The 14,144-nt window shown below is 50.4% G+C and carries 12 protein-coding genes; 5 read left to right on the top strand and 7 right to left on the bottom strand.

Annotation, left to right across the window (positions count from 1 at the left end; all coding sequences use genetic code 11):
* Positions 1–32: 32 nt before the first annotated feature.
* A complete protein-coding gene (gene recG, locus CWE07_RS07105) occupies positions 33–2,114 on the bottom strand; it encodes an ATP-dependent DNA helicase RecG (protein ID WP_111569205.1) in 2,082 nt (693 codons plus the stop codon).
* A gap of 176 nt (positions 2,115–2,290) precedes the next feature.
* Here recG and CWE07_RS07100 point away from each other — a divergent pair, with 176 nt between their 5' ends.
* Positions 2,291–2,800 (top strand): hypothetical protein, encoded by a 510-nt coding sequence (locus CWE07_RS07100; RefSeq protein WP_111569206.1) that lies wholly within the window; start codon positions 2,291–2,293, stop codon positions 2,798–2,800.
* A 51-nt stretch (positions 2,801–2,851) separates the two neighbouring features.
* Here the strand turns inward: CWE07_RS07100 and CWE07_RS07095 are convergent, their stop codons facing one another.
* Positions 2,852–4,381: a bifunctional GNAT family N-acetyltransferase/carbon-nitrogen hydrolase family protein gene (locus CWE07_RS07095; protein WP_111569207.1), complete on the bottom strand. Its 1,530-nt coding sequence runs from the start codon at positions 4,379–4,381 to the stop codon at positions 2,852–2,854.
* A gap of 155 nt (positions 4,382–4,536) precedes the next feature.
* Between CWE07_RS07095 and CWE07_RS07090 the strand changes: the two genes are divergently transcribed.
* Complete coding sequence (locus tag CWE07_RS07090) at positions 4,537–5,895, top strand: Na+/H+ antiporter NhaC family protein (protein ID WP_111569208.1); 1,359 nt, start codon at positions 4,537–4,539, stop codon at positions 5,893–5,895.
* A gap of 57 nt (positions 5,896–5,952) precedes the next feature.
* Here the strand turns inward: CWE07_RS07090 and CWE07_RS07085 are convergent, their stop codons facing one another.
* The 4 genes from CWE07_RS07085 to gmk all read right to left on the bottom strand — a co-directional run bounded on the left by CWE07_RS07085 (position 5,953) and on the right by gmk (position 9,728).
* A complete protein-coding gene (locus CWE07_RS07085; RefSeq protein WP_111569209.1) occupies positions 5,953–6,345 on the bottom strand; it encodes a RidA family protein in 393 nt (130 codons plus the stop codon).
* Between the two features lie 3 nt (positions 6,346–6,348).
* A complete protein-coding gene (spoT, locus tag CWE07_RS07080; RefSeq protein WP_111569210.1) occupies positions 6,349–8,460 on the bottom strand; it encodes a bifunctional GTP diphosphokinase/guanosine-3',5'-bis pyrophosphate 3'-pyrophosphohydrolase in 2,112 nt (703 codons plus the stop codon).
* Between the two features lie 282 nt (positions 8,461–8,742).
* Complete coding sequence (gene rpoZ, locus CWE07_RS07075) at positions 8,743–9,024, bottom strand: DNA-directed RNA polymerase subunit omega (RefSeq protein WP_111569211.1); 282 nt, start codon at positions 9,022–9,024, stop codon at positions 8,743–8,745.
* 74 nt (positions 9,025–9,098) lie between these two features.
* Positions 9,099–9,728: a guanylate kinase gene (gene gmk, locus CWE07_RS07070; RefSeq protein ID WP_111569212.1), complete on the bottom strand. Its 630-nt coding sequence runs from the start codon at positions 9,726–9,728 to the stop codon at positions 9,099–9,101.
* A gap of 143 nt (positions 9,729–9,871) precedes the next feature.
* On the opposite strand from gmk, the gene CWE07_RS07065 reads away from it, so the two are divergent.
* Positions 9,872–10,468: a LemA family protein gene (locus tag CWE07_RS07065; protein WP_111569213.1), complete on the top strand. Its 597-nt coding sequence runs from the start codon at positions 9,872–9,874 to the stop codon at positions 10,466–10,468.
* Positions 10,469–10,486: 18 nt separating this feature from the next.
* Entirely contained in the window at positions 10,487–12,361 is a 1,875-nt protein-coding gene (locus CWE07_RS07060) for a M48 family metallopeptidase (RefSeq protein ID WP_111569214.1), read from the top strand.
* 17 nt (positions 12,362–12,378) lie between these two features.
* Here the strand turns inward: CWE07_RS07060 and CWE07_RS07055 are convergent, their stop codons facing one another.
* Positions 12,379–13,269 carry an alpha/beta fold hydrolase gene (locus tag CWE07_RS07055; protein ID WP_111569215.1) on the bottom strand — a complete coding sequence of 297 codons (891 nt, stop codon included), beginning with the start codon at positions 13,267–13,269 and terminating at the stop codon, positions 12,379–12,381.
* A gap of 88 nt (positions 13,270–13,357) precedes the next feature.
* On the opposite strand from CWE07_RS07055, the gene CWE07_RS07050 reads away from it, so the two are divergent.
* The gene (locus tag CWE07_RS07050; RefSeq protein WP_111569216.1) at positions 13,358–14,116 is read left to right on the top strand and encodes a ferredoxin--NADP reductase; all 759 of its coding nucleotides are present in this window, start codon (positions 13,358–13,360) and stop codon (positions 14,114–14,116) included.
* Positions 14,117–14,144 lie beyond the last annotated feature (28 nt).

Raw genomic sequence — 14,144 nt, 5'->3', positions numbered from 1 at the left:
GTGCTATAGTGTACCAGCTAGCGCCGAAAAGACTACACCTGCGCGTAACGTTCACCTTGCGGCAGCCAGCGTTTCATCAGCTTATCGCTTAAATCCGGGTAACTCGTTACCATACCCTGGGCAAGCTGCTGCACCTTTGGAATTAAGGGCGCGTCGCGCACCACATCGGCCACTTTCATCTGTGCCAAACCAGTTTGCTTGGCGCCTAGTAGCTCCCCAGGACCACGTAATTCCAGGTCACGCTCAGCGATTACAAAGCCGTCATTGCTGTCACGCAATACCGCAAGGCGTTGATTGGCTTGTTGGCTCAGCGGGGTTTTATACAGCAGCACACAGTGGGACGCTGCGCTACCTCGCCCAACGCGGCCACGTAATTGGTGTAACTGCGCCAAGCCTAAACGCTCAGGGTTTTCAATAATCATTAAGCTCGCATTCGGCACGTCGACGCCGACTTCAATCACTGTGGTGGCCACCAGCAAATCCAGTTCTGCAGCCTTGAATGCGTGCATCACCGCTTCTTTCTCAGCCGCTTTCATACGCCCATGGACTAAGCCTATGCGTAAGCCAGGCAAGTGCTCCGCCAGCAAGGTGGCGGTGTCTTCGGCGGCTTGGCACTGCAATGCCTCCGATTCTTCAATCAGTGTACACACCCAATAGGCTTGGCGCCCCTCGTTACGGCAGACTTCATACACGCGCTGAATAATTTGGTCACGCCGCGTGTCCGGAATCGCCACTGTGGTAATAGGCGTGCGCCCTGGCGGTAATTCATCAATAATCGATGTGGCTAGGTCGGCATACGCCGTCATCGCCAACGTGCGTGGAATCGGGGTCGCGGTCATAATCAATTGGTGTGGGTGACTCCCATCCGCTTCACCCTTTTCCCGCAGCGCCAAGCGTTGATGCACGCCGAAGCGATGCTGTTCATCGATAATAACTAAGGCTAAGCGCTGAAATTCAACCCCAGCTTGAAATAACGCATGGGTGCCGACAATAAACTGGATATGACCGCTCGCCAATGCCGCGACAGTGGCTTCGCGCGCCTTGCCTTTCGTCTTCCCAGCTAACCAGCCGACCTCAATACCTAACGCTTCAAACCAAAGCGCGAAATTCAGTGCATGTTGCTCAGCGAGAATTTCCGTCGGCGCCATCAGCGCCACCTGATATCCAGCTTCGATTACCGGCAATGCGGCTAACGCCGCGACCAGAGTTTTACCTGAACCCACATCGCCTTGCACCAGACGTAACATAGGAAAAGGCTGCGCCATATCAGTCGCAATTTCTTTTGCGACACGCTTTTGTGCGCCGGTCGGGCTAAAAGGCAAACGTTTAAGAAAGGCCTGGGTTAGTTGCCCATTGCCCTGAATGCTGGCGGCTTTAACCTGCTGGGCTTGTTGGCGCGCAATCAGCATGCTGACGTGATGCGCTAGTAACTCTTCGAGCGCGAGGCGGCGCTGTGCCGGGTGCACGCCCTCTAATAATGCCTGCTGATCCGCATCTGTAGGTGGGTTATGCAGTACCCGAATCGCCTGCGCTAACGGCATCTCACCTTGCGCCAAGGCCGCTGGAAGTAGTTCCGGTACACTGGCGTCATTTAAGTAACTCAGCGCTTGCTCACACACATTGCGAATAGTCGGCTGGTAGACACCCTCAGTCGTCGGATAAATAGGCGTTAGGGTTTCTTCTAAAATCACTGGGCCGTCGTCTGTGGCTTTGTACTCAGGGTGAATGATTTCCGGCCCCGTTGGGCCAGGCCTAACTTCACCGTAAATATGCAACGCAGTGCCCGTAGCAAGGGCCTGTTGCTGTGCGGCGCTAAATTGAAAAAATCGGAGTGTCAGTGTGCCACTGCCATCATTCACTCGACACAGTAATGCGCGACGTTTGCCGTAGTGAACGCGGGTGTCCAATACTTGCGCGACAATCGTGGCAAATTCATTAACTCGAAGGTGCGCAATAGGGGTTACGCGGGTGCGATCCTGATACCGATTCGGCAAATGAAATAGCACGTCCAGTACACTATTTAAGTGCATTTTCTGTAGCTTTTGTGCCATTTTCGGCCCCACCCCTTTTAAGCTGGTAAGGGGGATTTTGCTTAACGGTGAGCTATCGTCCACAGTTGACTCCGAGCCTTGGTGTATTATTTCGGCGCAATGCTTGATGAATTAAACTTAGTTATTTGAATTTAAAACAATTGCAGTATATCCCGATTAATTTCATCGATGCCAGTTGCGAGCCTCGCCGCAACAGGATATGGTGGCGGCATACATTGACGGGTAAATAATAATTAACTATGCGCGCGCTCTTTTATCGCCACAAACCATGGCAAAAACTTAACTTATTCACCATGCTCGTGGCGCTATTCGCTGCGCTATTTTGGCACGGCGTGATTAATGCCATCGCTAGCCATCAACAAACCGACAATTGGTTGCAGCTGCAAACAATGCTGTTGAATTTCCGACTCGGTGACGTATTTGCAAGCCATTTATTTTGGGATGCTCAATTTAGCGGGTTCCTTAATATTCTTGAATATCCAACCTTGTGGTTAAGCTGGCTTTGGATCCCTGTTAGCGTTGCCATTGTCATTTTATTGCAAGCCGTTGCCACACTCACCAATATTCCACGCTGGCTGGTTAGCTTGTTATTGCTTGCCTTAGGTATCTTAGCCATGTGGGGGCTACCACAAACCAGCGGAGGGCAAAGCCCGCAAGGATTGGCGCATGCCGCCCATGTCGCTCTCTACTTAGCTATTGCGGCGCTATACATCAGCGCGACCCGCTTGCGTGGACACCAAAGTCACTAAACCGCCGGTGTTATCAAGTTGGGCCGCCGTTACGACGGTCCGTAAGCCCATCTAAAAGTTAAACTTACGCGTGACGTCGTATAAATCAGTGCGGCGGTCTTTTAGGTTAGTCACCGAACCTTCATTATGTAAGTAGCGTAACTCGTCTAAATTCAAATCGGAGAACATCAGCATTTCGGTGTTCGGCGTCGTTTCAGACATCACTGCGTCATGTGGGAAAGCAAAGTCTGACGGTGAGAATACACTCGATTGGGCGTACTGCACGTCTAAGCTTTCTACTTCTGGCAAGTTACCCACAGACCCACAAATCACCACATAGCATTCGTTTTCCACTGCCCGAGCTTGGGCACAATGGCGCACACGCAAGTAGGCATTGCGGGTATCCGTCCAAAACGGAACAAACAATATTTCCAGGCCTTCCTCGGCCATCAAGCGCCCTAATTCAGGGAACTCCACGTCGTAGCAAATTAAAATGCCCACGCGGCCTGCGTCAGTTTGGAACACCGCCACTTTGTCACCGCCTTCAATCACCCAGTCGCTTTTTTCGTGCGGGGTAATATGCAGTTTACGCTGTTCATTGACCGTGCCGTCGCGATGGCACAAGTACGACACGTTGTACAAGGAATCACCTTCTAACAACGGCATCGAACCGGTAATAATATTGACGTTATAGCTGACCGCCATTTGCGACATTTCACGCTTGAAGCGCTCAGTAAAGCCTGCCAGGAAACGAATCGCTTCCATTTGTTGGCTTTGGTCAGTTAAGCCCATCAGCGGCGCGTTGAAGAATTCGGGAAATAACGCAAAATCGCTTTTATAACTTGATAGTGCATCGACGAAGTATTCAACTTGGCGCAGCATTTGTTCTACGGAATCCACGGTCCGCATTTGCCATTGCACCGCCCCCACCCGCACATTGCGTGAGCGCGAATTAATAAAGGTATCTGATGCCTCATATAAAAAGTTATTCCACTCCAGTAACGTGGCATAGCCTTTAGACTTTTTATCTTCTGGTAAATACTTACCCAGCAGCCGCTTGACACTAAAATCATTGGCTAACTGAAAGGTTAAAATTGGGTCATAAATTTCGCGACGATGCACCTTCTCCAGGTACTGACTGGCTGTCATTTCCTTGGCATATTTATGGTAATTAACAATCCGCCCACCGGCTAATATAGCTTTCAGGTTGTGCTGCATACACAACTCTTTGCGCGCATCATACAGTCGACGCCCTAAACGGTAGCCGCGATACTCGGGATGAATCAATACATCCAGGCCATATAGCGCATCACCATCTTTTTCGTTCAAAATGGTTTCTTTCTTACCCAACAGATCATCATAGCGATGCGGATTAGAAAAACGATCGTAGGTCACTTTGACGGTCAATGCGACACCAACAATTTTGCCACCGTCTTCCAAGCAAATTTGGCCTTCAGGAAATTCGGTAATAAGTTTACGAATGGTATGCTGCTCCCACGCGCCACCAATGTCATCGTAAACAGAATCCATTAAAAGCTTTAACTGGGGATAATCATCTTCACGTAAATTGCGCATCTGCAAATGCAATTCTTCAGGGCTCATGCATACTCCTTATCAAACACTCAGGTGGCAGCTATTCAATGCATAACTGCTAATTTATGGCTTAAGTGTACTACCAAATTACAATTTTGGGTTGCTTGTCTAGGCTATTTGCGATTACACTTCTGGACGTCTAAACATCTGATAAAGGTTCCAATATGTCATCAGCGAGGTCGCACAGCGGCGCCATTACCCCTAACCCAATCGCGCTATTGCCGTTGGCGTTGTTTCTTGCCTTATTTCTGGGCACCGGTATTTTCTATCATTACCAAGGCGTGGATATGGCGTTCTACCAACTGGCGGCGCCAGTGGCCATCTTGCCGGCTATTATTCTTGCGGTTATTTTAAGCAAGCAAAGCCTCAATGCCCGTATCAACACCTTCATCGAGGGTGTTGGCCACAATAATATCATAACCATGTGTATGATTTATTTGCTCGCGGGCGCATTCTCTACCGTAGCCGCCGCCACCGGTGGCGTCGACGCTGTGGTCGCCCTGGGTTTAAGTGTGATTCCAGCGTCTTTTATCTTGCCTGGTATTTTTATTATCGCTGCCGTGGTGTCCACCGCCATGGGCACGTCAATGGGCACCCTTGCGGCCCTGACCCCAGTCGCTCTGGGCTTGTCCCAGGCTGCAGGTATCAACCCGGCGTTGATGGCTGGCGTATTGGTCAGTGGCGCCATGTTTGGTGATAACCTGTCATTTATTTCAGACACCACCATTGCCGCCACGCGCACCCAAGGCTGCGCAATGAAAGACAAGTTTAAAGCCAACTTACGTATTGCATTGCCTGCCGCAGGTTTAACCATTCTTTACTTGGCCTTTGTCGACGTCGAACAAGTACCGCTTGAGGCGCCCGACGCGCAGCTATGGTTGGCTATCCCTTACTTTGCCATTATTGCCCTTGCCGTGATGGGCCTGAACGTGTTTGTCGTGCTGACCCTCGGCATTATCATGGCCGCATTGTTCGGTATGGTGGCGATTGACTATCAACTTGTAACTTTCAGTCAGGACATCTATGCAGGCTTTGAAAGCATGCAGGAAATCTTCTTGCTGTCGCTATTAATTGGTGGTCTTTCCGCGCTGATCCGCCAACAAGGTGGTTTAGCGTTTATGGCCAAAGCAGTGGTTTCAGTGACCAGCCGCTTAAGCAAGAAGCCTAGCAAAGCCGCAGGCTTTGGAATTGCAGGTTTAACCGCGCTGACCAACTTAGCGGTCGCCAACAATACTGTGACTATCTTACTGTCTGGTGAAGTGAGTAAGAAACTGGCTGAAGAAGGCAACTTAGCGCCGAAGCAAAGCGCGAGCTTTCTAGATATTTTCGCCTGTGTGGTGCAAGGGGTGTTACCTTATGGCGCACAAGCGTTACTACTGGGCGCGAGCTTTGGTATTTCGCCACTGGCTGTGAGTATTCACACCTTTTACTGCTTCATTCTTGCCGCCGTCGCAATTGGTTATATCACTTTCTTTAAGCCAATTATGCGCGAACCTGAACCAGTTACCACGCCATCGGTGTAAACTGCGCAAACGAAAAAGGCTGTCAATGACAGCCTTTTTTGACTAACCCAAACGCGCTTAGTTGGTAGACGGAATTTCCATAATGCCATCAATTTCTATCTGCGCACCTTTTGGCAGCGCACGCACACCAATCGCAGCCCGCGCAGGGTAAGGCTTAGTGAAAAACTCGGCCATGACCTCGTTCACGGTAGCAAACTGGCCTAAATCAGGTAAGTAAATTTGTACCTTGACCATGTCTTGCAACACGCCGCCAGCAGCTTCACAGACCGCGCTTAAGTTCTGAAACACCTGCACGGCTTGGGCACGAAAATCATCACTGACTAGCTCCATGGTCTCAGGTACCAGCGGAATTTGGCCCGATAAATACACCGTGGTGCCAATTTTAACCGCTTGGGAATAGGTACCAATGGCCGCCGGCGCTTTGTCGGTGGCTACAATTACTTTAGACATACTTTATTTCCTTGAACGAAAAACGCGTTGCACTTGTGGCATCTTGCGGATACTTCGCATCACATCCGCCAGATGTTTGCGATCGCTGATAGTCAATGCAACGTCAATGTAGTAAATATTGGAGTCAATCTCTTCGGTTTTCAGGCCGTGAATGTTACAGCCTGTTTTTGCGATAGCCGAGGTCAAGCGCGCTAATGCGCCTTGATGATTGACCATCTCAACTCGTAACTCCGATACGAACTGTGCATCGGGTTTATTGTCCCATTGCACTGGGAAGTATTTTCCAGGCTCTTCTTCATAGCCGCGCACGTTTTTACATTCGCGCCGGTGAATCACCAAACCACGGCCAGGGCTCACATGGGCGATGATATCGTCGCCTGGAATTGGACGGCAACATTTAGCAAAGCTCATCAACAAGCCATCGGCACCCTTAATCGCCAGGCTCCGGCCGCCGTTGCTATCGTGTTCGTCTTTTAAGCCCTGCACATCGCCAACCAAGCGTCGTGCCACTGCCACACTCATCAAATTACCGAGGCCAATTTCACGCACGAGCTCTTGCTTGTCCGCACGCTTCATCTCTTTTGCCACGCGCACAAACTCGGTATCTGCAATATCGGCATAGTTAATCGTACCAAGTGCTGCACGCAATAAGCGCTCGCCTAATAATTCTGCGTCAGACGTTTCCTGGGCTTTTAGCACTTGGCGTATTTTGGCGCGCGCTTTGCCAGTGACCACAAAGTTCAACCAAGCGATATTAGGTCGCGAACCTGGTGCGGTACGAATTTCTACGGTTTGCCCGGTTTCCAATGGCTTGGATAACGAATACGCGCGGTGATTCACGCGCGCACCAATGCAGGTGTTACCAATTTCCGTGTGTACAGCATAAGCGAAATCCACTGCTGTGGCGCCCTGCGGCAACTCAACAATCCGCCCATCAGGGGAAAATACGTAAATTTCCTCTGGGAACAATTCAGATTTCACGTTCTCAATGAACTCGAACGAGCTGCCTGCACTTTGCTGTAGCTCCAACAAGCTTTGCATCCATTTCTGTGCACGTACTTGCGCGGTGGTGCCGGTATCATCGGAATTTTTATACAGCCAATGCGCCGCGACACCACGGTCAGCCATCAGGTCCATCTCTTCAGTTCGCACTTGAATTTCAACGGGTACCCCATGTGGGCCCTTTAACGACGTGTGTAACGACTGATACCCGTTAGATTTTGGAATTGCGATGTAATCTTTAAACCGGGTTTCAATCGGCTTATATAGGTTGTGGGCAGCGCCAATCACGCGATAACAGGTGTCGATACTATCAACTACGACGCGAAACGCGTAGATGTCCATCACTTGGTCGAAATTCAGCTCTTTATTGCGCATTTTGCGGTAAATACTGTAGAGGTGCTTTTCGCGCCCGTACACCCGTGCGTCAATACCTATCTCTTCTAAGCGGGTAATCACTTCTTTGCGCACTCGGTCCAGCAACGCTTTGCGGTTACCGCGGGCTTTTTTCACTTCACTTTCTAAGAACCGCGCACGCATTGGATACATCGCTTTGAAACCAAGGGTTTCAAGCTCATTCTTAATATTATGAATACCTAAACGATGCGCCAGCGGGGCAAAAATATCTAAGGTTTCACGCGCAATCCGGCGGCGCTTATCCGGGCGCAAATGGCCGATAGTGCGCATATTGTGGGTGCGGTCAGCGAGTTTGATCAGAATCACGCGAATGTCTTGGGTCATCGCCATGATCATTTTGCGATAGTTCTCGGTTTGAAGCTCCTCTTTTGAAGAAAACTTCAATTTATCCAGCTTAGACACGCCTTCTACCAATTCAGCCACCGTAGCGCCAAATAACTCAGCTAAGTCTTCTTTAGAGAGCTCGGTATCTTCAATCACATCATGCAACAGCGCCGCCATTAAGGTTTCATGGTCAAGGCGCATGTCGGCTAAAATACCAGCCACTGCAACTGGGTGGGTAATGTAGGGTTCACCGCTTTGGCGTTTCTGGTCGCCATGGGCGTCAAAGGACACTTTGAAGGCTTCATACACACGCGCAACATGCTCTGCTGGCAAATACGCAGATATTTGATTTTTTAAGCCTTCGAATAAATACACGGGCGCAGCCTCTTTTACTACAGCAAAGACAGTTAAAAGCTAGTTGACTCAGTGCCCTAACTTTAAAGTTTTATATAGTCGCGGCATTTACATCGCCTCTCTATCATCACAATAATGTGATTTCGTGGAAAAGCCAATGCTTGATTACTCAGGCTGCAGCGATGGCCGCGTTCGAAAAATCTGAAACTAAACGCAAAACGCCCGCATGACGCAGGCGTTTGGTTGATTTGCCATCAATCGGTTATTGCTAATCAATAACCGACATGGCGAGCACGCAAGTGCTTAGTCTTGTGCGTCAGGGTTGCGCAAAGCAGCAACCGCAGCCATTTCAGCTTCATCGCTTTGGTACTGCGCCGCTTGCTCTTCTTGCTCCAAACGATTCGCGTCAATTAAACCGGCTTCGATTTCACGCAATGCGATCACCGTAGGCTTTTCATTGCTAGTTTCAACCATAGGTGCTTTACCTTGGTTAGCAATCTGTCGTGCGCGGCGTGCTGCGACCAGCACCAGATCAAACCGGTTGCCAATACGATCTACAGCGTCTTCTACAGTAACCCGAGCCATCTCAACACTCCACAATAAGGTTATTTTCACAAAAGGGCGCTTATTGTACTGAAAATAAGCGTTCTAGCCAAGGCCTATTCAGCCAACAGATCTTGTAAGATCTCGCGGTGGCGAATTTGTTGTTTCGACCGACGTAAGCGCTGGCTCATCACAATGTGCTCCAGCTGCTGCACGGACTTGTCGAAGTCTTCGTTAACGATTAAATAGCTAAACTCAGCGTAGTGTGACATTTCATGCTGGGCTTTTGCCATTCGCTTGGCAATCACTTCTTCGCTATCTTGACCACGATTACGCAAACGACGCTCTAACTCAGCATTGGAAGGCGGTAAAATAAATACTGTGTGAACCCCAGGGTACGCCGCTTTGACTTGTCGCGTACCTTGCCAATCGATATCCAAAAACACGTCCACGCCACTGGCTAGCGTGTCTTCAATCACATGGCGTGAGGTGCCATAGTAATGGTCAAAGACCTTGGCGTATTCATAGAAGTTGCCTTTGTCGACTTGTTCCAGAAAGGTTTTCTCGTCGACAAAAAAGTAATGCTCACCTTCTTTCTCGCCCGGCCGCGGTTTACGCGTGGTCGTGCTGACCGATACTTGCATGCTACCTTGTGGGTGGCGCTTGAGTAGCGCATCTATCATGCTAGATTTACCGGCGCCACTTGGCGCGGCAATAACGAAAAGGTTGCCACTTACTTTGGACATACTGGGGTCTCGCAACTTTAGCTGGGGAAAAGTTGCAACATAAAGTACATCGAAAAGGGCAAAAAGGCCAATTTTAAGATATGCTCAGATGACAAAATAAACCGTGTCTTTAACCATCATTATAATTTAAGAAGGACGTTGATATGTCAGTCACAGGTTGGATTATTATCGCGATTGTCGTGGTTGTGCTGCTTTGGTTAGTGCGTATTTATAACCAATTAGTTAACCTCAAAAACCGTTTCAAAAACGCATTTGCGCAAATCGAAGTACAGCTTAAGCGTCGCCACGACCTTATTCCTAACTTGGTAGAAACTGCCAAAGGCTACCTGAAGCATGAACGCGAAACCCTGGAATCCGTTACTCAGGCACGTAACCAAGCGACTGCAGCCTTGCAACAAGCGGCAAAATCGCCTGGTGACGCGGGCTCAATGAACGCACTCGCCGGTGCTGAAGGGGCACTTACCAGCGCACTTGGGCGCTTAAACGTAGTAATGGAAGCTTACCCTGACTTGAAAGCTAGCCAAAACATGCAGCAATTGAGTGAAGAGCTGACCTCTACCGAAAACCGTGTTGCATTCTCACGCCAGGCTTACAACGACGCCGTTATGACCTACAACACCTACCGCCAGTCATTCCCTAATATTGCGGTGGCAGGCATCGTCGGTCACGGTCAGGACGCGACTTTGCTCGAGTTTGAAGACAGTGAGCAAATTCAAAAAGCACCTAGCGTGTCCTTCTAAAGCCTTGGGGCAGCCTCTATGAGCAGTATGAATTTTTTCCACCACCAAGACATTGCACGGCGCAATACACGCCTGCTGGGTTTGCTGTTTAGCTTGGCCGTGATTCTGTTGGTCAGCTTAGTTGCACTACTGGTGTCGTTTTTTATGGGCGGCGTGCAGTATCAACAAGGTCCAGGCTACCAAACCAGCACCGAATGGGCCCTGCATTGGGACGTTATTGTTGCCAGTGCGGGGGTTGCCATGTCGGTGATTGGCTTTGCCGTGCTGTACAAATGGGTGGTGTTGCGCCCAGGCGGCAAGGTGGTGGCTGAACATTTGGGCGGACGTCGTTTAAGCCCAAATAGCCAGGACCCACTTGAACGTAAAGTGTTAAACGTGGTGGAAGAAATGGCGATAGCGGCAAACATGCCAGTGCCGCCCGTGTATATGCTCGACCGTGAGCCGGCGATTAACGCCTTTGCCGCAGGCTATAGCCCACGCGACGCGGTGATAGGTATCACCCGAGGCTGTGCGGAAAAGCTCAATCGCGCCCAGCTTCAAGGGGTCGTTGCACATGAAATAGCGCATATTTTAAATGGTGATATGCGCTTGAATATTCGCATTATCGCAATTTTAAACGGTATTTTGTTTATCTCTCATGCAGGTTACCTATTACTGCGCTTCGGTGCCTTGGGCGGTGGGCGTCGTGACGGTAAAAACGCCGCTTTGCCGCTGTTAGGGTTGGGCTTATTGGTACTCGGCGCCATTGGTGTGCTGTTTGGTAATATCATCAAAGCCGCCGTCAGCCGTCAACGCGAGTTTCTTGCCGACGCGTCCGCAGCCCAGTTTACTCGCGAACCTGAAGCACTGTCAGGCGCTTTACAACAAATTGGGGTGGCACAAGGGCGCGGCAAAGGTGGTCGTAGTGGTAGTGAAATTGAAAGCCCAAATGCCGATGAGGCTGCGCACTTGTTTTTCGGTCAAGCGGTTAATAAATTCATGTCGGTGATGGCGACCCATCCACCTCTGGAGGAACGCATTCGACGCCTAGAGCCAAGCTGGGACGGCAAATACAAAGCGAACCCAGTGGCGTCCAATGAAGAATCAAGCCAGAACAAAAACCCGCAAGCCGAGCACCGCGCACGCCAGGAGTCATTCGTGCGCACTTTGGCGGGTCTCGCCGCCAGCATTGATTTACCTGATAAAGTGGTCGCTGATGCGCGTGACCCTGAGCATGCAAAAGCCTTAGTATTAGCGCTTTTGCTCAGTGACGATGACGCCACTCGAGATGCACAACTAAACCTGCTGCAAAGTACGCTGACACCGGACCAATATGATGATGTGGTGGCGCACGTCAGCGAAGTTAAAGCACTGCCGCTTGAGCAGCAGTTGCCATTGACCGAGTTGATGATGCCAGCATTAAAGATGATGAACGCCCAAGCCGCGAACAATTTCTTGCAACTGATGCAGCGCCTGATTGATGTGGACGCCCAAGTGTCTTTATTTGAATGGTGCTTATATCAGGTCATTTGGCGCTATTTGCAGGGCGAGCATGCGCGTAAAGATCTCAACATTCGCCAGTACAAAAGCCGCCGCCGCCATGATGCGCAGCTAAGTTTGTCAGTACTGGCCCACTTTGGTAGCCCTCAAGCGCCAGAGCACGCATTTGAACAAGGTGCTGAACACTTTGCTATGGGCATGCAGCTTTATCCCAGCGATCAGCTTAACTTTAGCGACCTGTCAGCGTCGTTAAGCCGCATTGACCAATGGAATGCTCTAGAAAAAGAGCGCTTAGTTAAAGCTTGGGTAGGCTGTGCGAGCGCCGACGGTAACATCAACCCGATTGAGCAAAAGCTGCTATTCACCTTATGCGCGTGTATCGGCGAGCCGTTGCCGGAGCTTCCCACCCTATAGCAGCCAAACATTGCTGACTAAACCGCGGATAACACGCTGGCACGCACCAGCGCCGCGGTTTTTTCAGGGTGCTCTAACATAAAGCAATGTCCGCCTTCGACCCAAGCCAAGCTCACTTTGTCATTCGCAGCTTGCCAACGCGCCAGCGACTTTTGCACAAATGGATAGGTGTCTTGCCCGCCCCAAACATGGGTTGGTACCTTTAAGCCATTGCGCAAGTAGGGCCATAAACCATGGGCATAAGAGCTGAAAATTTCAGCTTCACGGCGCGGTGAACATTTTAACTGCCACTGTCCGTCTTCCCCTTGGTGCATGGCATGGTCAACATAGGCCTGTAACGAGGCATCGCTCCACCCGCGGAACATGCCTCTTTGGTGCAGGCCTTGATACGCCGCTGACGCATCTGGCCATACACTGCGTCGGCGCCGCGCACGCTTGGCATAAGGGTTCAGCGCGTACAGATGTAAGGCGCTTAGCACGCGCATGGGGGCTATCATGCTGGGCAGAAACAAAATTGGGTCGAGTAAAACCAACTGATTGAACAGCATTGGTTGACGTTCACTCATCAACAAAGTCAGAATACCGCCAAAGCTGTGGCCACAACCAAATACCGGCATCTTAGGGTACAACTTAGGCAGTAATTCATTGGCGACCTGCAGTGCCAGCTCGGCACTTTGGTTCCAACCGATAAACGCGCCGCCTTCGTCGCTGTCACCATGACCTTGGGCGTCATGTAAAAAGATATCGAAATCAGCATTCAGCGCTTGCCACATGGCAGCGTAGGTCAAACCGCTATAGCTATTACCATGAATAAAATGCAGCACCGGTTTACCGCGCGGTGCGGTGTGCTGGCCGCGCAAGGTAAATCCATACTTGGTGGTGTATTCCCAAGGGTGCCAGTCAATCATGGGTGTAATCCTTAGCTGCGCGTAGTAAAATAATTGAAGTCGCCCAATATAGGGCATTTCATTCAGGACTACTATCTTAAGGACTACTATGCCAACTTGGATGCCCGTTCAAGTCGTCTCCGTTCATCATTGGCATGATGGCTTATTCAGCTTACAGCTCAGCCACCCCGACTTTCATTTTAAAGCAGGGCAATTTGCCCGCGTAGCGCTGCCCGACAGCCAAGGCGAGCCGCTGCCGCGCGCCTACTCCATGGTCAATGCCCCAGGTAGTCAGGTGCTTGAGTTCGTTATTGCTAAAGTCGCAGATGGTGCGCTAAGTCCGCGTTTAAGTGCGCTACGGCCTGGCCAAGAGATCTTGCTTAACAGCCACCCGAGCGGCTTTTTCAGTCTTGACCACGTGCCCGAGGGCGATACCTTATGGATGGTGGCAACTGGCACCGGCATCGGCCCTTACCTATCGATATTGCAGCAAGACGACGTGTGGCAGCGCTTCAAACGCGTGCACCTTGTGCATGGTGTGCGTTACCGTAAAGATCTGTGTTATCGCGAATTGATGCGTGCACTTGGTGAGGCTAAAGGCGCGCAATTTAGTTATCTGCCAGTGGTTAGCCGTGAACCGGAATCGCCTAACGAACTTGGTCTACACGGGCGCATCCCTGCGTTAATTGAATCTGGTGCGTTAGAGGCCGCTGCCCAATCTGAGTTTAATCTTCATTCGCAAGTCATGCTATGTGGAAATCCCGCCATGATCAAAGACGCGCGCAGCACGCTTGAAAGCAAAGGGTTACGTAAACACTTACGCCGTTCACCGGGTCAAATTACGATGGAGCAGTACTGGGCAGACTAATCGGTTACTACGCATTTATTACAAAATG

Source organism: Aliidiomarina maris, assembly GCF_003987335.1.
Classification (GTDB): Bacteria; Pseudomonadota; Gammaproteobacteria; order Enterobacterales; family Alteromonadaceae; genus Aliidiomarina; species Aliidiomarina maris.
This window is presented reverse-complemented; position numbering and strand designations above follow the sequence as displayed.

Excerpts from the sequence above, each read along its gene's own strand:
- CWE07_RS07100 (WP_111569206.1), top strand. The coding sequence starts at position 2,291 with ATGCGCGCGCTCTTTTATCGCCACAAACCATGGCAAAAACTTAACTTA.
- CWE07_RS07095 (WP_111569207.1), bottom strand. The coding sequence starts at position 4,381 with ATGAGCCCTGAAGAATTGCATTTGCAGATGCGCAATTTACGTGAAGAT.
- CWE07_RS07090 (WP_111569208.1), top strand. The coding sequence starts at position 4,537 with ATGTCATCAGCGAGGTCGCACAGCGGCGCCATTACCCCTAACCCAATC.
- CWE07_RS07085 (WP_111569209.1), bottom strand. The coding sequence starts at position 6,345 with ATGTCTAAAGTAATTGTAGCCACCGACAAAGCGCCGGCGGCCATTGGT.
- rpoZ (WP_111569211.1), bottom strand. The coding sequence starts at position 9,024 with ATGGCTCGGGTTACTGTAGAAGACGCTGTAGATCGTATTGGCAACCGG.
- gmk (WP_111569212.1), bottom strand. The coding sequence starts at position 9,728 with ATGTCCAAAGTAAGTGGCAACCTTTTCGTTATTGCCGCGCCAAGTGGC.
- CWE07_RS07065 (WP_111569213.1), top strand. The coding sequence starts at position 9,872 with ATGTCAGTCACAGGTTGGATTATTATCGCGATTGTCGTGGTTGTGCTG.
- CWE07_RS07060 (WP_111569214.1), top strand. The coding sequence starts at position 10,487 with ATGAGCAGTATGAATTTTTTCCACCACCAAGACATTGCACGGCGCAAT.
- CWE07_RS07055 (WP_111569215.1), bottom strand. The coding sequence starts at position 13,269 with ATGATTGACTGGCACCCTTGGGAATACACCACCAAGTATGGATTTACC.
- CWE07_RS07050 (WP_111569216.1), top strand. The coding sequence starts at position 13,358 with ATGCCAACTTGGATGCCCGTTCAAGTCGTCTCCGTTCATCATTGGCAT.